General features: G+C 72.4%; 18 protein-coding genes. 13 read left to right on the top strand and 5 right to left on the bottom strand.

Features of this window, described 5'->3' with window-relative positions:
* Positions 1–36 precede the first annotated feature (36 nt).
* The 5 genes from ABZT12_RS19695 (at position 37) to ABZT12_RS19675 (ending at position 6,258) form a co-directional block, all read left to right on the top strand.
* Positions 37–915 carry a winged helix-turn-helix domain-containing protein gene (locus ABZT12_RS19695; protein WP_356385910.1) on the top strand — a complete coding sequence of 293 codons (879 nt, stop codon included), beginning with the start codon at positions 37–39 and terminating at the stop codon, positions 913–915.
* On the top strand, positions 864–1,658 hold the full coding sequence (locus tag ABZT12_RS19690; RefSeq protein WP_356385712.1) for an HAD family hydrolase: 795 nt from the start codon (positions 864–866) through the stop codon (positions 1,656–1,658). The genes ABZT12_RS19695 and ABZT12_RS19690 overlap by 52 nt, the downstream gene beginning before the upstream one ends.
* Positions 1,659–2,097: 439 nt before the next feature.
* Entirely contained in the window at positions 2,098–4,326 is a 2,229-nt protein-coding gene (locus tag ABZT12_RS19685) for an aminoglycoside phosphotransferase family protein (protein ID WP_356385710.1), read from the top strand.
* A gap of 178 nt (positions 4,327–4,504) precedes the next feature.
* Positions 4,505–5,185 carry an RNA polymerase sigma factor gene (locus ABZT12_RS19680; protein ID WP_356385707.1) on the top strand — a complete coding sequence of 227 codons (681 nt, stop codon included), beginning with the start codon at positions 4,505–4,507 and terminating at the stop codon, positions 5,183–5,185.
* The gene (locus tag ABZT12_RS19675) at positions 5,182–6,258 is read left to right on the top strand and encodes a CU044_5270 family protein (RefSeq protein WP_356385704.1); all 1,077 of its coding nucleotides are present in this window, start codon (positions 5,182–5,184) and stop codon (positions 6,256–6,258) included. The genes ABZT12_RS19680 and ABZT12_RS19675 overlap by 4 nt, the downstream gene beginning before the upstream one ends.
* 332 nt (positions 6,259–6,590) lie before the next feature.
* Here the strand turns inward: ABZT12_RS19675 and ABZT12_RS19670 are convergent, their stop codons facing one another.
* Complete coding sequence (locus ABZT12_RS19670; RefSeq protein ID WP_356385701.1) at positions 6,591–7,283, bottom strand: TetR/AcrR family transcriptional regulator; 693 nt, start codon at positions 7,281–7,283, stop codon at positions 6,591–6,593.
* 53 nt (positions 7,284–7,336) lie between these two features.
* On the opposite strand from ABZT12_RS19670, the gene ABZT12_RS19665 reads away from it, so the two are divergent.
* The 4 genes from ABZT12_RS19665 to ABZT12_RS19650 all read left to right on the top strand — a co-directional run bounded on the left by ABZT12_RS19665 (position 7,337) and on the right by ABZT12_RS19650 (position 10,424).
* Positions 7,337–8,455: an NAD(P)/FAD-dependent oxidoreductase gene (locus ABZT12_RS19665; protein ID WP_356385698.1), complete on the top strand. Its 1,119-nt coding sequence runs from the start codon at positions 7,337–7,339 to the stop codon at positions 8,453–8,455.
* A 226-nt stretch (positions 8,456–8,681) separates the two neighbouring features.
* Positions 8,682–9,146, top strand: a complete 465-nt coding sequence (locus tag ABZT12_RS19660) for a helix-turn-helix transcriptional regulator (protein WP_356385695.1) — start codon at positions 8,682–8,684, stop codon at positions 9,144–9,146.
* A gap of 112 nt (positions 9,147–9,258) precedes the next feature.
* Entirely contained in the window at positions 9,259–9,957 is a 699-nt protein-coding gene (locus ABZT12_RS19655; protein WP_356385692.1) for a hypothetical protein, read from the top strand.
* 131 nt (positions 9,958–10,088) lie between these two features.
* The gene (locus ABZT12_RS19650; RefSeq protein ID WP_356385907.1) at positions 10,089–10,424 is read left to right on the top strand and encodes a DUF2516 family protein; all 336 of its coding nucleotides are present in this window, start codon (positions 10,089–10,091) and stop codon (positions 10,422–10,424) included.
* Positions 10,425–10,616: 192 nt separating this feature from the next.
* Here the strand turns inward: ABZT12_RS19650 and ABZT12_RS19645 are convergent, their stop codons facing one another.
* From ABZT12_RS19645 to ABZT12_RS19635, 3 genes are all read right to left on the bottom strand, one after another.
* Positions 10,617–12,224, bottom strand: a complete 1,608-nt coding sequence (locus ABZT12_RS19645; RefSeq protein ID WP_356385689.1) for a SpoIIE family protein phosphatase — start codon at positions 12,222–12,224, stop codon at positions 10,617–10,619.
* A gap of 320 nt (positions 12,225–12,544) precedes the next feature.
* Positions 12,545–13,633 carry an NlpC/P60 family protein gene (locus tag ABZT12_RS19640; RefSeq protein ID WP_356385686.1) on the bottom strand — a complete coding sequence of 363 codons (1,089 nt, stop codon included), beginning with the start codon at positions 13,631–13,633 and terminating at the stop codon, positions 12,545–12,547.
* A 223-nt stretch (positions 13,634–13,856) separates the two neighbouring features.
* The gene (locus tag ABZT12_RS19635) at positions 13,857–14,642 is read right to left on the bottom strand and encodes a class I SAM-dependent methyltransferase (protein ID WP_356385683.1); all 786 of its coding nucleotides are present in this window, start codon (positions 14,640–14,642) and stop codon (positions 13,857–13,859) included.
* Between the two features lie 384 nt (positions 14,643–15,026).
* Here ABZT12_RS19635 and mshA point away from each other — a divergent pair, with 384 nt between their 5' ends.
* From mshA to ABZT12_RS19620, 3 genes are all read left to right on the top strand, one after another.
* Positions 15,027–16,364, top strand: a complete 1,338-nt coding sequence (gene mshA, locus ABZT12_RS19630) for a D-inositol-3-phosphate glycosyltransferase (protein WP_356385680.1) — start codon at positions 15,027–15,029, stop codon at positions 16,362–16,364.
* Positions 16,365–16,370: 6 nt separating this feature from the next.
* Positions 16,371–16,883, top strand: coding sequence for a YbjN domain-containing protein (locus tag ABZT12_RS19625; RefSeq protein ID WP_356385678.1), 513 nt, complete (start codon positions 16,371–16,373; stop codon positions 16,881–16,883).
* A 122-nt stretch (positions 16,884–17,005) separates the two neighbouring features.
* Positions 17,006–18,643 carry a glycosyl hydrolase family 28-related protein gene (locus ABZT12_RS19620; RefSeq protein ID WP_356385675.1) on the top strand — a complete coding sequence of 546 codons (1,638 nt, stop codon included), beginning with the start codon at positions 17,006–17,008 and terminating at the stop codon, positions 18,641–18,643.
* A gap of 68 nt (positions 18,644–18,711) precedes the next feature.
* On the opposite strand, the gene ABZT12_RS19615 is transcribed toward ABZT12_RS19620, so the two are convergent.
* Positions 18,712–19,530 (bottom strand): AraC family transcriptional regulator, encoded by an 819-nt coding sequence (locus ABZT12_RS19615; RefSeq protein ID WP_356385673.1) that lies wholly within the window; start codon positions 19,528–19,530, stop codon positions 18,712–18,714.
* Between ABZT12_RS19615 and ABZT12_RS19610 the strand changes: the two genes are divergently transcribed.
* Entirely contained in the window at positions 19,529–20,050 is a 522-nt protein-coding gene (locus ABZT12_RS19610) for a DUF2000 domain-containing protein (RefSeq protein ID WP_356385670.1), read from the top strand. The two genes, ABZT12_RS19615 and ABZT12_RS19610, sit on opposite strands and share 2 nt — an antisense overlap.
* Positions 20,051–20,070: the final 20 nt, after the last annotated feature.

Here is a 20,070-nt window from a genome sequence, read left to right as displayed (position 1 = left end):
GAACAACTCCCTCCAGCTGGGGCAGAGTTGTACCGTCTGGTCGTGACCCAGGAGAACGTGGCAGTGAACGGCAGCAGAAGGCTCTCGCCGCAGGAGATCGCCGACATCCTGCGGGAACGCATCCGGGCCGGAGAGCTGAGGCCGGGGGAGCGGCTGCCCACCCAGGCCCATCTCGCGGAGGAGTTCGCGGTGGAGCGCGGAGCCGTCCGCCAGGCGCTGCGCATCCTCCAGGACGACGGCCTGCTCACCCACGTCAGCAAGGGAAGCCCGCCCCGGGTCGCAAGGCCGTCCCCCGCACGGGGCGAACCGCAGCCGACGATGGTCGGCCTCGCTCCCCGGCTGGCCGCCGCGTTCTCGGCCCGGCACGTGCGGATCGACGCGGCCTGTCTGACGGCCGAGACCCTCATCCTCGCCCTGGGCGAACCCCTCCGTCAGATCCACCAGGGCCGGGTCCGCCCCGAGCGGATCGAGGTCCGCGTCCTGCTGCCGTCCCGCGACATCGAACTGGCCTTCCCGGTCCTGGTCGACGGCTCCGTCGACGACGACCCGATCCACCAGCGCTGGCTGGCGATGCGCAACGCCCAGGGCCAGGTCCTCCAGCACAACCTGCTCGCCCTGCGGGCCACCCACGGCATCGAGGTCGACGTCACCTTCCGCGCCCTGCCGTTCACCCCGCCGGTGAAGCTCTACCTCCTCAACGGCGAGGAGGCACTGCTGGGTTACTACATGCTCACCCGGCGCGAGGAGGAGTACCGCAGCCAGACCCTGGACATGTACGACGCGCTCGGCTCCAAGTCCCTCCTCTTCTCCTTCGAGGGACGCGCCGGTCAGCGTGACGCCGCGTTCCTGGAGCAATCCCAGAAGTGGTTCGACGCCCTCTGGGAAACCATCACGACGGACCTGACACTCTCCTAGTGACCTCTGACACGACGCAGACCGAACCGGTGGCAGCCGAGACCGAGTACGACACGCGAAGGCTTCACGAACTGATCGAACGCGCCCGTTTCGTGCTCTGGGACTTCGACGGCCCGATCTGCCGTCTCTTCGCCGGACACTCCGCGGAACGGGTGGCCGGCGACCTCGCCGACTGGCTCGAAGGGCGCGGTCTGCACGGCCTGTTGACGGAGACGGAACGGGAGTCGCTCGACCCGCACATCGTGCTGCGCGCCGTGGACCGCAGACACCCCGGCAGCGACCTCGTGGCCGAGCTGGAGGAACGCCTCACCAAACAGGAGATGCTCGCCGCCGGATCGGCGATGCCCACCGCCTACGCCGACCCGCTGATCCGCACCTGGAGCGCGGTCGGCGCCCGGCACTCGATCGCCACCAACAACTCGCCCGTGGTGGTCCGCACCTACCTCACCGGCCGCGACCTCATCGGCTGCTTCGCCCCGCACGTCTACGGCCGTACGCAGGACCTCCAGCGCCTCAAGCCGGACCCGCACTGCCTCAACCGGGCGTTGAGCGCGCTGGGCGCCGCCCCCGCCGCCGCCCTGATGATCGGCGACGCTCCCTCGGACCTCGAAGCCGCCCGCCTGGCCGGCGTCCCGTTCCTCGGCTACGCGCGTAACGAACGGAAGGCGAAGCTCCTGCGGGAGGCCGGAGCGCAGGACGTCGTCGGCTCGCTCGAACCACTCCTGAGCGTCCTGCGCGGTTAGCCGTGCCTGCGGCCGACCCACGACGCGCCCCCTCCCGCACCCCCGCGCCGGCTGTGTCAGGCGGTCAGGCCGGCGCTGACCAGCCAGATGTGTTCGCAGGCCGGGACGCCTTCCGCGGACTCTCCCGGGACTCCCGCGCCCGCCGGTGCCGGACAGCGGGCGAGGAGACCACGGCTCCGGACGCTGCGTTCGGAGCGGCCGGGTCTCTGCGCTACAGTGCCCGCACCGCGTGAGTGATCGCGCGTGTCCGTCCGTACGCAACGACGAAACACGCCATCCTCGAACCAGCCCGCGCCCGCGAGTGGCACACCACTCCCCGGGTCCACTCGGCCGTAGCTCCAGTTGCGGAGAGTTCAGTGGCTCTTAGCGTTGCCTCGTAGTCCACCAGTCCACCAGTCCCCCTCAGCGGCATCTCTCGCGCGAATCCCCGGAGCGGCCAGTGGGCGCACCTCCCCTTCCCCGCCTCCGCCCCGGGCAAGGCGTCGCCGGTGACGTACTGACCGCGACCGGCGAGGCCTTCAGGAGGAGCGCCGAGCGGCAGGGCCGGGCGAGCGGCGGACACCACCACCAGAACCACGTGCTGCCGCTCACCCCCGGACTCGCCCGCCTGCTGGGCCGCCCGCCCGGCGAGCCGGTGACCGTGCGTGTCCGGCGGCCGGACGCCCTGCCCGTGGTGATCAGGACCTGGCAGGACGAGGCGCGCGTCCTCGACGGCGTGCGGGACGTACTGCCGCACGCGCCGCGGTGCCTGTACGAGGGGAACGGGTTCGCCCTCCACAGCCATGTCGAAGGGGTGCCGCTCTCCAGCGTCTGCGGAGACGACGGACCCGTCGACGCCCCGCTGCTGAAGGCGCTGGCCGGAGTGCTCGCCGGCCTGGCCCAGGTGCGCCGCGGCGCGCTGCCGCCGCTGCCCTCGCACTGGCCCGGCAACCACACCGACAGCAAGGGCTTCCTGCGGACACTGGTACGGCTCGCCGACCGTCAGATCCGGCAGCCCAACCAACCTGAATTCGGTGGCCTGTTCGCGGCCCTGGGCATCCCCGAGGACGCCCTGGCCCGACTCGCCGAACGGGTCCCCGTCATGGCCCGCCGGCCGTACAGCCTGCTCCACACGGATCTGCACCGCGACAACGTGATCATGCCCCACGGCGGAGTGCCGCCGCTGGTCTGCGTGGACTGGGAGCTGGCCGGCTACGGCGACCCGCTGCACGATCTCGCCACCCATCTGGTCCGCATGCGCTACCCCGAAAACCAGTGGGCCGAGGTGGTCGACGCGTGGGCGGAGGCGATGCTGCGCGTCCGGCCGGCGGCCGTGAACGGGCTGGCCAAGGACCTGCGGCACTACGTCGCCTTCGAACGGGCGCAGTCCGTCTACCCGGACGTGATGCGCGCCGCGCGCTCCCTCCAGGACGGCTCCGGCCAGAAGGGCCTCGACGAGGCCACGGAGTCGGTCCGGCGGGCACTCGCCGCGGCCCAGGACCCGCTCCGGCTGCGCTGCGTGCCCGGCCCGGCGGAGATCGAGCGGATCCTCTTCCGCTGGCACGCCTCCCGCCCGGGGCCCCGTCCGGCCCGCGCCCCCGCCGGCCGCGGCATCGAATGGCGACGCGACAAACGGGTCCCGGCCCGCGACGACTTCACCGCCGAGGCGGTCCGCGACGCCCTTCTGGCGGAGGGAGCCGCACCGGCCGGCCGGGTCTTCAAGGGCACCGCGCACCTCAACTCCGTTGTCACCGTGGCCGGTTACCCCACACCGGTCGTCGTACGGCGCAAGGTGGCCGACGTGCCTCGGCGCGAGCAGGGCTTCCTGAGCGAACACGCCGTGCTGCGGGCCATCGAGGAGTCGGGCGTCGAGGTCGCCGCCCCGCGGATCCTCGCCCTCGGCCAGGGGTACCGGGGCGAGACCTTCGCCATCCACACCTACGTCGGGCCGGACGACATCGGCCGGCCGCCCGACCACCCCGTGCACGGGCTGCTGCCGCACGAGGCGGACCGGCTCGTCGACCAACTCCGGGCGCTGACCGGTGTGAACGCCCTGGAGGTCGACCCCGCCGCCGGAGAAGGCGACTTCCACTCCTGGCTGACCCGGCAACTGGTCCGACTGGTCGACGAGTTGCCCAGAAAATCCCGCCAACTGGCCCGTGTTCTCGATCTCCCCGACGGCGGACGCCTGCAACAGATTCTCGGCCGCCACAAGGTGAGCCGGCGCCACCCCGCCCTGCTGCACGGCGACCTCAACCCGTGGAACCTGGTCCGCAGGGACGACTCCCGCGCCCTGACCATCATCGACTGGGAGATGGCGGTGGTCGGCGACCCGCTCTACGACCTGGTCCGCCACATGCATCTGACGCCGACCAGACCGGAGATCCGCGACCGGATGTTCCGGCGCTGGGAACGCCTGCTGCCCGCCGAGTACACCGCCGACTGGGAGCGGGACTGGCGCGTCTACCGCTGGATCGAGATCGTCCGCTCCGCCTACGTCGACCTCGACCGCCTGGTCACCGGCGCGGGCCTGGACGCCCCCAACGTGCGGCGCGCCGTGGACTCGTACGCGATGACCCTGGCGGCGGCCCACGGATCGCTCGGCCTGCCCGGCCGCCCCGCCGTGAACCCCTGTCTCGCCCGCGTCCTGGCCGGCGGCCACCACACCGGGACCAGCGAACGGATCTGACGGGACCGGCCCGAGGCCGACCCGGCAGGCGCCGGTCACGGAAGGGGCGGCAGCGAGAAGTCAGGACCGCTCCCACGTCGGATCTCACCTGGCCGACGGAGGCGACGCCCGGACCGGTGTGACGCAGGGCACGGGAACTCGCCCGCGCGCACAGGCAGTTCAGGACGTGACCACAGATATGCGAACCCGAGTGCGGACGGGAGATCCGGACGCCTTCGCGGAACTCTTCGACGCATACGCCCGCGCGGTGTACAACCACGCCTTCCGGCTGACCGCCGACTGGTCCGCGGCCGAGGACGTCATGTCGACGACGTTCATGGAGGCGTGGCGGCGCCGAGCGTCGATCGAGACCGAAGGAGGCTCGCTGCGACCGTGGTTGCTGGGCATCGCGACCAACGTCGCCCGCTCCCAGTACCGCGGCAACCGGCGCTACCGGAACGCGGCCGAGGCGACGGCAGCGGCGGGCGCCGCCGGAGAACGGGTCGAGGACCACGCCGAGGAGACCGCGGGACGGCTCGACGACCGGCGTCGGATCGCCGCCACGCTCACCGCGCTCAGCCTGCTCGGACGCCCCGAACGCGAGGTCCTGACGCTCTGTCTGTGGGAGGGCATGGAGTACGCGGAGGCCGCTCGGGCCCTCGGCATCCCCGTCGGCACCGTCCGCTCCCGGCTCTCCCGTGCCCGCGGCAAGCTCCGCAAGCTCGCCGACGCGGAACTGCTCAGGAGGAAGAGCGCGGAACTGCTCAAGAGGAAGAGCGCGGAACTGCCTGGACGAGAACGGGAACTCACCACCGCGAGACGGCAGATGACAGGTGATCGCGGATACGTGATCCGGTCCGCACAGGAAGGAAACCAATGAAGGCCAGCCCCTCCCAGCCGCACCCGGCCGAGTGGACGGAGACCCAGGACCTCCTGCCCTCCGTCGCGCGGGACCTGCCGGCGGGCCGTCACCGGTTCCACAAGGAGCAGATGATGACCCAGATCCACCAGGACCTCCGCACCACCCGCACCGACAGCAGGCCGGCCGTCGCCCTGCGGCACCGCAACCCGTTCCTGCGCCGTGCGGTCCTGCTGCCCGCCGCGGCCTTCGGCCTCGCCGGCGCGGTCGTGGCCGGCGTCGCCCTGTCCGGCGGCGACGGGGGCGGCGGCAAAACCGCTCTGGCCACCGGTCCCGCGCTGACCACCCGGGTTGGCGCCGTCGACGCCGAGGGCGCCCCCAAAATGCTCGACCGCATCTCCCTGGCCGCCGCCGACGTCTCCGAACCGACGCCGCACGCCGGCCAGTTCGTCTACATCGCCTCGAAGGTGGACAGCACCTACCCCCGCACCATCGACGACAAGACCACCGTGGTCAGCCGGGGGCTGCACTCCCGCCAGGTCTGGAACTCCCCCGACGGCAAGCAGGGCTGGCTGATCGAGCCGGGCGAGACGAGCGACAAGGGCATGACGCTGTCCAGCGACACCCCGCTCGACTCGGCCTACGACGCCCTGGCCGAACTGCCCACCGACCCCGCCCTGCTGTTGCGGCGGATCTACCGGGACTCCGACGCCGTCCGGGACCACGAAGTCCCCCGCGACCAGGCCGCCTTCGTCGCCATCGGTGATCTGCTGTCCGAGAGCTACCCGCCGGCCGGTCTCGCCGCCGCCCTCTACAAGGCCGCGGCCAGGATCCCCGGGGTGGTGGCGGTGGACGACGCGGTCGACGCGGTGGGCCGTCACGGTGTGGCGATCGCGCGGCAGGACGACACCGCGGGTGAGCGCACCGAGTGGATCTTCGACAAGAAGACCCTGAAGTTCCTCGGCGAGCGGAACGTGGTGGTCAAGAAGGTGGCGGGCAGCCCGTTCAAGGTCGGCACCGTCACGTTCACCAGCGCGATCACCCAGCGCGCGGTCGTCGACGCCGCCAAGCAGGTTCCGGGGCGGGTCGGCTGATGCGCGTCGGTTCCTCGTCGGTGGCGTCGGCCGCCCTGCTCGTCGCGGGAGTGATGACGGGCGTCTCGCGAGGACGCCCTTGAGGCCGTCAGGACCGCGACCGAGCGGTGCACCGCGAGGCCCGCTCGAACGCCGCGTCGCGGCCCGGCCCGGCTCGTACTCGCCACGTGCCGGGCCGGTGTCGCGCGTCAGCGGTGGTCGACGCGGGCGACGAGTCCGCCGCCGGGCAGGCCCACCGCGCATCCGCGCTGGAAGTACACCCCGGCGCATGCGCGGGGGTACCGCGCGGCGGTCATCGCGTACGGCGCGCGGCCCGATGTCCACCCTCGTTGTCACGCCGACGGCGGGGTGATCCTGGCGGCCACGGCGTCGAGGACCCAGTCCAGGCCGGTCGCGAAGGATGCCTCGGCGTCCACGTGCGTGCCGTCGTGCACGGCCCTGGCCAGCGCCGGGAAGCGGCCCGTGGCCAACATCCTCGTCACATGCGGGCCGGAGGCGCGCTGCCAGTCGCGCTTGGACAGGCCCGTGGCGCGCTCGGCCCGCACATTCGCGATCTCGCGCCTGATCGCGCCGGTGACATAGGCGCTGACCGTCTCCACGGCGCGCAGGACGGTGTCCACATCGGCGAGACCGTCGAGGGCGGCCAGCTTGGCCTCGGTCACGGCGAGGCCGTTCGGGCCCAGGGCCGGGCGGCCGCCGAGCAGGTCGGCCAGCCATGCGTGACGGAGAGCGGCCTGCCTGGTGCGGTGGGCGAGGACGCGCAGCGCCTCCCGCCAGTCACCGGGCCGCTCCTCGGGGAGGATCTCGGCCTGGACCTCGTCCACCATGAGGTCGAACAGCTCCTCCTTGGTGGAGATGTATCCGTACAGCCGCATCGGGCCGGCGCCCAGCCGGGCGGCGACCTTGCGCAACGACACCGCCTCCAGCCCGCCCTTGTCGGCCAGCGCGACGGCGGCGGCGACGATCCGCTCCCGGTCGAGCGGCACGGGGCGAGTCGGCGGCTCCGGCCGGTCCCACACAGTCATGGTCACATCGTACTGTTGCGATGCACCGTACCGAGAAAATACAGTGTATAGGCATGAGACATCGCATCGCCGTGGTCGGCGGCGGCCCCGCCGGCCTCACCTTCGCCCGTGTCCTGCACCGCCATGACCACCCCGTCACCGTCCTCGAACGTGACTCCGGCCCCGACGCCCGCCCCCCGGGCGGCACGCTGGACCTGCACGAAGGGCTGGGCCAGCTCGCGCTGGACAAGGCGGGGCTGCTGGCGGAGTTCCAGGCCCTCTCGCGTCCCGAGGGGCAGGCCATGCGCATCCTGGACACGGACGGGACCGTCCTGCGCGACTGGCGACCCCGTGGCGATGACCGGGCCCATCCCGAGATCGACCGCGGGCACCTCCGTGACCTGCTGCTCGGCCCTCTCGACGTCCGGTGGGGGCGGGGCGTCACCCAGGTGGTGCCGGGGACCCCGGACGGCGTACTGGTCCGTTTCGCGGACGGCCGGCAGGAGACGTTCGACCTCGTGGTCGGCGCAGACGGCGCCTGGTCCCGGACCCGCCCGGCGGTCTCGCCGGTGACGCCGCACTACACCGGTATCACCGCGGTCGAGACCTCCCTGGACGACGTCGACACCCGCCACCCCGGCCTCGCCCGGATGATCGGCGACGGCTCCGTGGCCGTGTACGGCGTGAACCGGAAGCTCGTCGCCCAACGCAACAGCGGCGGCCACGTCAAGGTGTACGCCCAGTTCCGCGCGCCGCTGGACTGGCACACCGACCTGGACCTGGCCGACGCCGACGCCGTGCGATCGAGCCTGCTGACCCTCTTCGACGGCTGGGCCGCTCCCGTCCTCGACCTCCTCCACCACGGCACCGCCTTCGTCCACCGCCCCCTCCACGTCCTGCCCGTGACCCACACCTGGACCCACGTCTCCGGGGTGACGCTGCTGGGCGACGCCGCCCATCTGATGCCCCCGTTGGGTGCGGGCGCGAACCTCGCGATGCTGGACGGCGCCGAACTGGCCGAGTCCCTCGCCACCGGCCCCGGAAACCTGGACGACGCCGTCCGCGCCTTCGAGGAACGGATGTGGGCGCGGGCCGGCAGGTGGGCGAAGATCACGACGGCCGGTCTGGAACGCCTCGTGAGCCCGAATCCCGCCGAAGCCCTCGCCGTCTTCGACCAGGTCCAGCCATCCTGACCCCCGAGCCCGAAAGCACCGGCACCACCTGCCCACCACGGCTGCACGCCGCAGTACGGCACCACCCGCGATCCCTTCCGGCACCGCTGACTCGACGGGCAAGCGCGGCCGGACCGGGAGGGGGTGTGGGTGAGTGCGACCGGCGGCACCGGTCCCCGCGTGACGCGGCACACTTTTGCAAGCAGTTCGCTTGCAATAGTTAGCAAGGCGGGTGCAGAGTGGAGTCATGGCATCGCTCAACGTCGGCAATCTCGGTGAGTACCTGCGTGAACAGCGGCGCAACGCGCAGCTGTCGCTCAGGCAGCTCGCCGACGCCGCCGGGGTGTCGAATCCGTATCTGAGCCAGATCGAGCGCGGGCTGCGCAAGCCGAGCGCGGAGGTGTTGCAGCAGGTCGCCAAGGCGCTGCGGATCTCCGCCGAGACCCTCTACGTGCGCGCCGGCATCCTCGACGCCGAACGGGACCGTGACGAGGTGGAGACGCGCGCCGTCATCCTCGCCGACCCCACGCTCACCGAACGGCAGAAGCTGGTGCTCCTCCAGATCTACGAGTCCTTCCGCAAGGAGAACGGGTTCGAGATCTCCGGAGCGGACGCCCTCGCCGAGGCCGGCGAGGCGCGCGACGACGCGGAGACCGCCGACCGTACGGCCGACGGCGGCGACGCCGACCCGCGGGAAGAGACGGCCGGTTAGGACCGGTCGGAGTACTTTGATCCAGTTCAACATGGTTCGACACGGTCCGTCGGCCCACCGTGGACACACCCCAGACCCTCAGCCGAAAGCAACCACCAGGAGAACCGTCACCATGGCCATCACCGACGACCTGCGCAAGACCCTCAGCGACCCCACCCCCCTCTACTTCGCCGCCGGCACCGCCGACCTCGCCCTCCAGCAGGCCAAGAAGGTCCCCGGACTGGTCGAGCAGCTGCGTGCCGAGGCACCGGCCCGGATCGACACCGTGCGCAACACCGACCCGAAGGCCGTCCAGGAGAAGGCCGCCGCCCGGGCCAAGGAGGCGCGCGAGAAGGCGAGCGAAAGGGCGAAGGAGGCGCAGGAGACCGTACAGACCAGGGTCAACGAGTTCCTCAACGCCCTCGACGGTGACTTCAAGAAGCTCAGCAGCACGCTCGACGCCGACCTGAAGAAGTTCGGCGAGTCCGCGCAGGACTTCGCGCTGCGCGGTGTCGGCGTCGCCGCCGAGTACGCCGTCAAGGCCCGCGAGGCCTACGAGAAGGTCGCCGAGCACGGCGAGCAGGCCGTGAAGACCTGGCGCGGCGAGGCGGCCAACGAGATCGAGGAGCTGGCCGTCGCCGTCGAGCCCGACCCGGAGCCCGTCGTGGTGAAGGCCGAGGAGCCCGTCAAGCCCGCCGAGCCCCTCCGGCCCGTCCCGCCGGTCCAGGCCGCAGAGCCCGCCGCGCCCGCCCCGGCGAAGAAGCCGGCCGCCGCGAAGAAGGCTCCGGCCCGCAAGACCACCGCGAAGAAGACGACGCCGCCCGCCAAGTAACACGGACGGGTGATCCGTACCGGGCCGGGCACTCCACGAGTGTCCGGCCCGTTCTTCGGACAGCGGGTCTCCGGTTGCCGGTACGGTGACCGCTCAGGAACTAGCCGAGTCTGGTGGTGGACGTAGTGCTGATGCAGGGGTTCGCAGGGTTCATGTGGCTGCTGAGCGTCGCCCTGATCGTGTTCAGCGGCTTCGCGCTCGTCGACGCCGCCACGCGCCGCGAGGACGCCTATCGCGCGGCCGACAAGAAGACCAAGCCCTTCTGGCTGATCATCCTCGGGCTCGCCTTCGTGGTGAACCTGATCTTCGACATACTGTCGTTCCTGCCGGTCATCGGCCTCGTCGCCACCATCGTGTACATGGTCGACGTGCGCCCCGCCCTGCGCGGTCTCCCCGGCGGTGGCCGCATGCGCAGGGGAGGCTCCAGCAGCGACGGCCCGTACGGCCCGTACAACGGCGGCCGCTGAAACGCGCTGAAGCCGTACGACACCGGGCAGCAGGCTGCAGGCATCAGGCAGCAGTACCCGCGTCCGCGTACCGCCGTCCGTATCCCGTCCGCACGGCCGTCGCTACGACCGCCCCTACGGCCGTCCGTCTGCCGTATCCGAAGGCCGCCCGTGCCTACTCCGAAGGCCCGTGCCTACTCCGAAGGCCCGCGCCTACGACGCCCGGTCCAGCAGCAGCACCGCCACGTCGTCCGTCAGCTCGCCGCCGTTGAGTCCGCGCACCTCGTTCACCGCGGCCCGGAGCAGTTTCTCGCCGCGCAGTCCCTCCGCGAGCTGGCGGCGGACCATGGCCACCATGCCGTCCTGGCCCAGCCGTTCCCGGCCCTCGCCGACACGGCCCTCGATCAGGCCGTCGGTGTAGAGCATCAGGCTCCACTCCGAGCCCAGTTCCACCTGCGTCCGGGGCCAGCGGGCACCGGGCAACAGACCCAGAGCGGGACCGTTGTTGTCGTAGGGCAGGAGGTGGGCGGGGCGGCCGGGGCGGGCGAGCAACGGGGAGGGATGACCGGCCAGGCACAGGCCCGCGCGGCGGCCGTCGGGCGCGATGTCGACCGTGCAGAGCGTCGCGAAGATCTCCTCGTCGGAGCGCTCGTGCTCCAGGACCTGCTGCAACGTGCCGAGCAGCTGGTCGCCGCAGAGTCCCGCCAGCGTCAGCGCGCGCCACGCGATCCGCAGCTCCACACCGAGCGCGGCCTCGTCGGGCCCGTGGCCGCAGACGTCGCCGATCATGGCGTGCACGGTTCCGTCCGGCGTGCGCACGGTGTCGTAGAAGTCGCCGCCGAGCAGGGCGCGGGAGCGGCCGGGCCGGTAGCAGGCGGCGAAGCGCAGCGGGGAGCCGTCGAGGAGGGGGGTGGGCAGCAGGCCGCGTTCCAGGCGGGCGTTCTCCTGGGCCCGCAGCCTGGACTCGGTGAGCCGGCGCTCGGTGATGTCCGAGCGTTTCCTCTCCACGGCGTAGCGGATCGCGCGGCTCAGCAGCCGGCCGTCCAGCTCGTCCCGGAAGAGATAGTCCTGGGCGCCCACGCGTACCGCCTCCGCGCCGCGCTCGGCGTCGCCGGACGCGGTGAGGGCGAGGACGGCGTGCCGGGGGGCGATCTCCAGTACGTGCTTGAGCACGGCCAGCTCGTCGTCGTCCGCGCCGTCGGCGGCGCGGCCCGGGGCGGGCAGCGCGAGGTCCAGCATGATGCAGTGGACGTCGTCGGTGAGCAGCCGTCCGGCCTCGGTGAGGTTGCGGGCGGTACGCACCCGGATCGGCCGGCCGGCCGGGTCGAGCAGGTGGGGCACGAGCGGCGAACCGGCCGGGTCGTCCTCGATCAGCAGCAGGGTGAGCGGCGCGTCGCCGGGAGCGAGTGCCGGGCGCGCGCCGGCGTCGGCCGCGCAGCCCTTGACCCGGTCGCCCGCGCGCACGGCGTCGCCCACGGCGGGCGTGCGGTCCACGGCGCCCGTGCGGTCCGTGCCGGTTGCGCGGTCCTCCCCGGTCGGGTGGTCCGTGCGGTCCGCTCCGGCCGTTTGGCCCACGGCGGCCGTGCGGTCCGCCCCGGACGTGCGGTCCGTGCGGGTCGGGTGGGCGGTGTCGTCCATCCGGGCGGTGTCGTCCGTGCTGTCGGTGCGCTCCGTGCTGCGCGGGCGGGCCGAGCGGTCCGTGCGGGCCGGGTCGTCCTTGCGCGGGGCCGCTCGGGCGGGGCCGTGGGTCGCGGGCGGGGCCTGCGCGTGACCACACTCCACGGCCGGGATCGCTCTCTGCCGCGGTACGGGTACGGGCATTGTCCTGGTTCCTTCCCTCCCCCCGAGGGCGCGGCGGGGCGAGGGACCTCGACCCACCGACGGGGACCATAGCGGTAGTCGGCGCCGCAACGGAATGGTGTGAGGCAGGTCGCTCGGCGGGTCGCCACCGTCATATGCCCTGATCCGTACCGCAGTTGGACGGGGCGGCCGGAGAGCCGGGATGACGAAGGTCACGCGCGGCGGCTGCCCGGCGCCGCACGGGCGTGCGGTGGCTCACACCGTCCGGGGCGCCGGGTCGGGCCGGGGGAGTACACCGTCCCGGAGTGCGCGAACTGTGCGCAGTACCCACAAAGTACGTATCAGTTCGCATCAGGTCGCACAACGCCCAATATCGGCATGGAGCCCGCTCCGGCGATCGTCACCGTCCGCCCGGGGCGGGGGGCGTGGATGATCGCGCCGTCGCCGATGTACATGGCGACATGGCTGGCGTCGTCGAAGTAGATGATGAGGTCGCCGGGGCGCATGTCCCGCACGTCGACGTGGCGCAGCTGCTTCCACTGCTCCTGCGAGGTGCGCGGGACGGGGTCGCCGGCCGCCGCCCAGGCCTGTGAGGTGAGCCCGGAGCAGTCGTAGGAGTCCGGACCCTCGGCGCCCCAGACGTAGGGCTTGCCGAGCTGGGCCGTCGCGTACGCCACTGCGGCCTTGCCCTCCGCCGTCGCCTTGCCGTTGACGTCCTTGAGGACGCCGGAGTCGAGCCAGGCGGTCTGCGCCTTGTAGGCGGCCTGCCGCTCCAGCTCGGCCAGGCGCTCCTTGTCGCGCTTCTCCAGCCGGGACTCCAGTTTCTCGGCCGCCGCGATCTGGGTGGTGATCTTCTTCTTGGCGGTCGCCCTGGCCTTGCGGTCGGTCTCCAGCCGCGCCCACTGAGTGGAGGCGTCGGCCGCGTACTGCTTCAAGTCCTGCTGGGTGCGGGTCATTTCCTCGATCAGACCCCGGGTGGCGCGCTGGCCCTCGATCACCCGGCCGGCGCCGTCGAGGAACTCCCCCGGGTTGTCGCTCAGCATCAGCCGGGCCGCGTCCGGCAGCCCGCCGGTGCGGTACTGGGAGCGGGCCGCGGCGCCGGCGCGGTCCTTCAGGCCGTCCAGTCGGGCCTGGCCCGCGACGATCTTCTTCGCCAGCGCGACGATCTCGGCCGACTGCTTCTTCGTCTTCTCCTCGGCCGCGTTGTAGGCGTCGGTGGCGACGGCCGCGTCGTGGTAGAGGCCGTCGAGCTTCAGGCGTACGGCCTCAAGGTCCTTGCTGGGTGCGGGAGTCGGGGAGGCGGCAGGCGACGGGGTCGCCGTGGGTGTGGGTGTCGGGGCCGCGAACGCGGTGCCGGGTGCCGCCAGTACGCTGATCGCGCAGACCACGGTCACGGCCGTCGCGATCAGGGTGCGCCTGCCCGTTCCCATACCTCTGCCCCCAGATCTGATTTACCGTCAGTAACTTACGGATCTCCGGGGGATCGTGCCATGCCCGCGCGCAAAGTGACAGAGGTCGTACTCGTGCCGCTTGCGGTGCTTCCGGTACCTCTCGCTGCTTTCCCCGCTTCCCTCCCCGTCATGACGCTCCGGGCACTCGTGTGACGCACGGCTCACCGAGATCGTTCCCCAGGGCCGGGGAGGCGGCCAGATCTCACCCGCGCGGGGCCAACGCCGGCCACGCCACGGTCACTTCGCCCTGCCGCCACCGCGCCGGTCCGTCCGTCACCGGCCAGTCGGCCGCGAGGTCCCGCACCGCGCGGATCCAGCGCTGGCGTGCCCCGTAGGAGGCGTAGGGCGCGGCGGCGGCCCAGGCGCGGTCGAAGTCGCGGAGGAAGGCGTGCACCGGTTCGCCGGGCACATTGCGGTGGATGAGCGCTTTCGGGAGGCGTTCGGCGAGGTCGGAGGGGCGTTCCAGGGAGCCGAGCCGGGTCGCGAAGGTGACCGTGCGCGGCCCCTCGGGCCCCAGCGCCACCCATACGTGCCGCCGCCCGATCTCGTCGCAGGTCCCCTCCACGAGCAGCCCGCCCCGGGAGCCGTCGGCCGCCGGTGCGAGCCGTCCGCGGAGCCGCTCCCAGACCTCTGCGACGCGTTCCTCGTCGTACTGCCGCAGGACGTTCGCCGCGCGCACCAGCAGGGGCCGCTGAGGGAGGGGGATCTCGAACCCGCCGTGCCGGAAGGCGAGTCCGTCCCGTTCGTAGGGTTTCGCGGCGGCGACCCGGGCCGGTTCGATCTCGACGCCGACCACGCGCGTGTGCGGCGCGACCGTGCGCAGACGGCCCAGCAGTTCGACGGCGGTCCAGGGCGCGGCGCCGTAGCCGAGGTCGACGGCGACCGGGTCGGCGGCCCGGCGCAGTTCGGCGCCGTGCGTCGCGGCGATCCAGCGGTCCATGCGGCGCAGCCGGTTGGGGTTGGTCGTCCCGCGCGTCACCGTTCCCACGACGGGGGTCCTCCCGCTCGAACGGAGTCGAGCGTGGGGGAGGGCGGCTGCGCGGGCTGTCATGCGTACGAGGGTAGGCGGCCCCCGCAGCGCCGGCGTCAGCGTCAGCGTCAGTGCCAGTGCCGGTGTCAGTGCCAGTGCCGGTGTCAGCGCCGGTGCCAAGGCCAGAAGGTCGGGGTTAGAAGGTCTGGGCCGGGTGTCGTCGCCGGTCGTCGGGGCAGGCGTGCGTACGCCGTCGGGCCTCGAACGGTTGAGCGGGTGACGGCAATATTTCGGCAAAGCGGCCCGGGACGGAAATGGCCGCGGCCCCTCCCGGTGTTGCACATCCTTGGAGGGCTTCCCAGGCCCGCCGTCCGGCATGCCCGCAGCGAGGAGGAACGCCACGTGAGCCAGTACGCCAGCAGGCTCGGGCGCCGTTCCCCGGCGACGCCCCCGCGGCTTCGGCTGCACCGCAGGCCGCGGCGCGTGGCCATGCTCTCCGTGCACACCTCGCCGCTGCACCAGCCCGGCACGGGCGACGCCGGCGGCATGAACGTCTACATCGTGGAGCTGGCCCAGCGGCTCGCCGCGCTCAACATCGAGGTGGAGATCTTCACCCGGGCGACCACGGCCGCCCTCCCCCCCAAGGTGGAGCTGGCGCCCGGTGTCCTCGTCCGGCACGTGGACGCGGGGCCCTACGAGGGCCTCGCCAAGGAGGACCTCCCCGCCCAGCTGTGCGCCTTCACGCACGGCGTGATGCAGGCGTGGGCCGGCCACCGTCCCGGCTACTACGACCTCGTCCACTCGCACTACTGGCTCTCCGGCCATGTCGGCTGGCTCGCCGCCCAGCGCTGGGGCGTCCCCCTGGTGCACGCCATGCACACCATGGCCAAGGTCAAGAACGCCAGCCTGGCCGCGGGCGACACCCCCGAACCCGCCGCCCGGGTCATCGGCGAGACCCAGGTCGTGGCCGCCGCCGACCGCCTCATCGCCAACACGGCGGAGGAGGCGGACGAACTCGTACGGCACTACGCGGCCGACGCCGGCAAGGTCGCCGTGGTCCACCCGGGCGTCAACCTCGAACGCTTCCGGCCCGCCGACGGACGGGCCGCGGCCCGGGCCCGCCTCGGCCTGCCCCAGGACGCCCTGATCCCGCTCTTCGCGGGCCGCATCCAGCCCCTCAAGGCCCCGGACGTGCTGCTGCGGGCGGTGGCGGTGCTGCTCGACGAGCGGCCCGAGCTGCGGTCGAGGATCGTCGTGCCCGTCGTCGGCGGCCCGTCCGGCAGCGGCCTCGCCAAGCCCGAGGGGCTGCAGAAGCTGGCCGCGCGGCTCGGGGTCGCGGACGTCGTACGGTTCCGGCCGCCGGTGGGGCAGGAGCAGCTGGCGGACTGGTTCCGGGCCGCTTCCGTGCTGGTCATGCCGTCCTACAGCGAGTCCTTCGGCCTGGTCGCCATAGAGGCGCAGGCGACCGGTACGCCGGTGCTCGCGGCCTCGGTCGGCGGCCTCCCGGTCGCGGTGCGGGACGGGGAGACCGGCTTCCTGATCCCGGGCCACGATCCGGCGGCGTACGCGCGGGTGCTCGCGGCTCTCGCCGACGACCCGCACCGCGTCTCCCGGATGGGCGCCGCCGCCGCCCGGCACGCCCGGTCCTTCGGCTGGGACACCGCGGCCGGCGCTACCGCGGACGTCTACACGGCCGCCACGCAGGCCCACCGCCGTCGCGTACGCTCGCACCATGGGTGAGCATCGATGAGCGTCGCGGGCGAGCCGGAGCGACGGGCGGCGCAGGTCATCGAGGGTTTCCTCAAGAGCGCCGAACTCGACTGGGAGAGCCCGGAGTCCGGGTCCTACGTCGTCCGACTGCCCGGTGTGCGGAAGCTGTCGACGACCCTCTCGCTGCTCGTCGGCCGCCACTCCCTCTCCCTGAACGCCTTCGTCGTCCGTCACCCCGACGAGAACGAGCCGGCCGTCCACCGCTGGCTGCTGGAGCGCAACCTCAAGCTGTACGGCGTGAGTTACGCCGTCGACCGGCTCGGTGACGTGTACGTCACCGGCAAGCTGCCGCTGGCCGCCGTCGTCGAGGACGAGCTGGACCGGCTCTTCGGCCAGGTCCTGGAGGCGGCCGACGGCGCCTTCAACACGCTCCTCGAACTCGGCTTCGCCTCCGCGATCCGGCGGGAGTACGCGTGGCGGGTGGCGCGCGGCGAGTCGACGCGGAACCTGGACGCGTTCACGCACCTGACCCAGCGGCCGACGAACTGACCCGCTGATCCCACCCGGTCCGACCTCTTTCCCTGCGCGGTGGCCCCATGGCATGCTCACGGCTGACGCAGATCTGAACGTCGTTCACATCCATGAAGAGTCGCATGGAAGGACGTACGGGCATGAGCCGTATGCACGTCACCCGCCGCACCCTGCTCGGCGGCACGCTCGCCCTGGCGGCACCGTTCCCCGAGCGCGGGCCCGGCCCGGCCGGTGGCGAAGTCCCGTCCCTGTGGCGGGAGTTCACCCGCACCCCCTTCACCCACCCGCAGATCCCGTACATCGGCGGCGCGGGCGCCAAGCGCCACCCCCGCCGCCCGCTCGTGCTCGACGTCCGCCGCTACGGCGCCGTGGCGGACGGCACCACCGACTCCGCCCCCGCGATCAACCGTGCCCTCGCCGCTGCCGGCAGGGCCGGCGGCGGCACGGTGCTCATCCCGCCCGGCACCTTCCGCATCGACGACCTGATCCGCGTCGGCCACTCCGGGGTCGTGCTGCGGGGCGCCGGCAGCGACCGTACGAAGCTGTACGCGACGAAGAACCTCACCGAGCTGATCGGCGTCTACGGTTCGCGCTACGGCGGCGACAAGTCCTCGTGGTCCTGGGCCGGCGGCCTCATCTGGCTTGCCCCCAGCGCCCGTTGGGACTCGCTGGTCGCCGCGATCCGGGCCCGGGCATGGCCCTTCGAGGGCTGGACCGGCAACCGACGGGACGAGTGGCGGCCCCTGACAGCTGTCGAGCCGGCCCGGCAGGGCGCCTGGACGGTGCGGGTCACCGACCCGTCCGGCCTGCGCCCCGGCCGCCTGGTCCTGCTCCGCCTCGCCGACGACCCCGGCCACACCCTGCTGGAACACATGTCGGGCGGCGGCCCGGGACCCGAGGCGTACTACTGGGACGACAAGACCAAACTGCTGTCGTACGTCCCCTACGAGTGGCCCGTCCGCATCGCCCGCGTCCGGGGCCGCGAGGTCACGCTCGAACGCCCCCTCCCGCTCGACATACGCCCCGAGTGGAACCCCCAACTCACCACGCACGTAACGGAGTTGACGGGCTCCGGCGTGGAGGGGGTGACCCTCGAAGCGGTGGAGACCCCGCAGTCGCCGCACCTCCTGGACAAGGGCTACAACGGAGTCGTCCTCCAGTGCGCCTACGACTGCTGGATCGACGATGTGACGGTCCGTCACGTCGACAACGGCTTCGGGCTGGTGGCGGCGTCGGCGTGCACCCTGCGCGGGACGCGGGTGGCCGGCCGCGGCTCCCACCACCCGTACTTCTGCCGCGAGGGCTCGCACGACAACCTCGTCGAGGACTTCACCATCGAGCAGCGCACGGTCCCCGCACCCACCACCACCCAACTGCACGGCATCAACGTCGAGGGGCTCTCCTCCTACAACGTCTGGTCGCGCGGCACGATGGAGATGGGCACCTTCGACAGCCACCGCGGCCTGCCCTTCGCCAACGTCCGCACCGACATCACCGTCGACAACAACGGCCGCCACGGCGGTGACGCGAGCGCCGGCCCCCTCTTCGGCGCCCGCTTCACCCACTGGAACATCCGCGTCACCAACGGCCGCGCCGGCCTGATGCGCATCGACGGCCTCGCCCCCTTCTCGGCCACCGTCGGCATCAACGAGGTCACCGAGTCCGACCAGATCGACGTCCCCGACTTCACCGGCGACCTCCACTCCCGCCTGGAGCTCTACGGCACGACGGACGCCGTACGCCCGCGCAACCTGTACGAGGCACAACGGGAGCTGTGAGAAGGCGAGTTGGCGAGTCGGGACGCGGGGACGCGGGGACTCGGTGAGCAGGGAGACGGGGAGCCGGTTCAGGCGCGTGGCGGGCCCGGCCGTGGGCCGGTCCGCGCGTAGCGCCCCGGGGTGACGCCCACCAACTTCCGGAAGTGCCGGGTGAGATGGGACTGGTCGTAGAAGCCGGTCGTCGTCGCCACCTCGCTCGGCGGGCGCCCGTCGAGGAGGAGGCGGCGGGCGCGGTCGACGCGGCGGGACATCAGGTACTGGTGCGGTGCGATGCCGTACGCGCCGCTGAACGCCCGTACCAGATGGGCGGGATGGGCGTGCAGCAGGCGCGCGGCCTCGTCGAGGCCGATGCCCGGGGTGACGTGCGCGTCGAGGAGTTCGCGCAGGGTGCGGGCGAGAACGGGAGAGGTGCGGGGGGCCAGGACGGGAGCGGTGGGGCGGAGCCGCGCGCGCAGGCGTTCGGCGATGAGCGTCAGCCTGCTCTCGGCCTCCAGTTCGTCGCCGGGGTGACCGAGCGCGGTGTGCAACCGGCTCACCCGCGACCGTAGGTGCGCGTCCCGCAGATCGGGGCCGTCGACCGCCGCCCCGATGAGACCGTCCGGGAGGTGGGTGGCGTCGAGATAGACGACCCGTTTGCGGAACCCGTGCGCGGTGACCGGGGAACCGTTGTGGGGGACATGCGGCGGCAACAACGACACCGTGTCGTGCGGGGTGCCGTGCTCGTGCCGGTCCAGGTCGTACCGTACGGCCCCGTCGTCCACGATCAGCAGCGTCCACGCCTCGTGCACGTGCATCGGATACGCGTACTCGGTGAAGTGGGCGTGGAAGACCTCGACGACACCCGGGACACGCGGGCGCCAGGCGGAGACCTCCGGCGGAACGGCCATGCAAAGAACGTACAAGACGACGCCGTACGCCGGTCGGCAGTCTCGACGGGTGAACAGCGAACCGAACCCCCCGGCGCCCCCGGCCCCCGCCGTCCCTGCGGTCCCCCCGATCCGCTTCGACACGAAGCTCGTCGTCCTGCTCCGCGACGACCTGGAGACCTGGCAACGCCTGAACGTCACGTCCTTCCTGGTCAGCGGCTTGGGCACACAGATCCCCGAGGTGATCGGAGAGCCGTACGAGGACGCGGACGGGGTGCCCTACCTGCCGATGTTCCGGCAGCCGGTGCTGGTCTTCGAGGGCTCCAAGGAGACCCTGACGGCGGCCCACACGCGCGCCCTGTCCCGTGCCCTGCCCCGCGCCCTCTTCACCTCCGACCTCTTCGCCACCGGCAACGACCACGACAACCGTGCCGCGGTACGGGCCGTCCCCACCGCCGAGCTGGACGTGGTGGGCCTGGCGGTGTACGGACCCCGCAACGCGGTGGACAAGGTGGTCAAGGGGGCGCGGATGCACCCGTGAGGCCGCTCCCTCCCGGGGCG

The sequence above is a fragment of the Streptomyces sp. NPDC005423 genome, from assembly GCF_040606415.1.
GTDB lineage: Bacteria > Actinomycetota > Actinomycetes > Streptomycetales > Streptomycetaceae > Streptomyces.
This window is presented reverse-complemented; position numbering and strand designations above follow the sequence as displayed.